A 1,034-nucleotide genomic window follows, 5' to 3' on the forward strand; every position below is an offset into this window, starting at 1 on the left:
GTTGCATTCAGGTGGAGTGGCTTCTTTCGAGGAATCTTCTTCATTGAAAATCTATACGAAAGAGCTAAAGCAAGCAGCTGTCCGTGATTATCTCGAACACGGGTTTACAGCGCTTGAAGTCCTCTCAAAATATCAAATTAGTAGCACATCTGTTTTTTATGGATGGATCAAAAAGTATACTAGTCATAGCGAATTAAAAGACTCTAGAAAAGAGGCGGTTAAAGCTATGACAAAAGGCAGACAGACAACTTTAGAGGAACGGATTGAAATAATCGAATATTGTCTCCAAAACGGACGAAACTACAAACAGACATCCGTGATATTTGATGTCGCCTATCATCAAGTCTATGGATGGATGAAAAAATATGATGTCGACGGTATGGAGGGGCTCGAAGATCGACGCGGGCGGACGAAGCAGGAGGAAGAGCTGACTGAGGCGGAACGATTAACGCGTCGTCTCCAGCAGATGGAACGGGAGATCGAACGTCTTCGTATTGAAAATCTGTTCCTAAAAAAGTTGAAGGAGATCGAGAGGAGGAATTAATCAGTCAGATTCGGCTACAACGACGATATGTCGCCATCTACGAACTAGCGATAGAAGAAGCATCATCCATCGTGTTACTCTGTGAAATCGCACAGGTCTCACGTGCCGCTTATTATAAATGGTTGAACCGCACCGTGTCGGTGCGTGACCGAGAGAACCAGACCCTCCTAGAGGATATCCGAGTACTGTACGATCAAGTGAGAGGGATCTACGGATACCGTCGGATCACGATGACAATCAATCGCCGCCGCCGAGAAGATAATCTTCCTGTCTACAACGAAAAACGGATCCATCGTTTGATGCGTATTCATGACATCAAGTCGATCATCCGACAGAAGCGAAAGGGTCATAAGAAATCTACACCACAACATACAGCAGAGAACTTGATGAATCGTGATTTTAGTGCTTCTAGGCGAGATGAAAAATGGTGTACGGATATCACCGAGTTCAAATATGGAGTTGGAAAAAAGGCCTATTTGAGTGCCATTAT

At 44.2% G+C, this 1,034-nt stretch carries 1 pseudogene; it reads left to right on the forward strand.

What is annotated here, in order from left to right:
• Positions 1 to 1,034, forward strand: a pseudogene (locus KNQ13_RS15770) (IS3 family transposase); the annotation flags it as partial.

Origin of the sequence: Exiguobacterium sp. s128, assembly GCF_018618815.1 — a bacterium.
GTDB classification, from domain to species: domain Bacteria; phylum Bacillota; class Bacilli; order Exiguobacteriales; family Exiguobacteriaceae; genus Exiguobacterium_A; species Exiguobacterium_A antarcticum.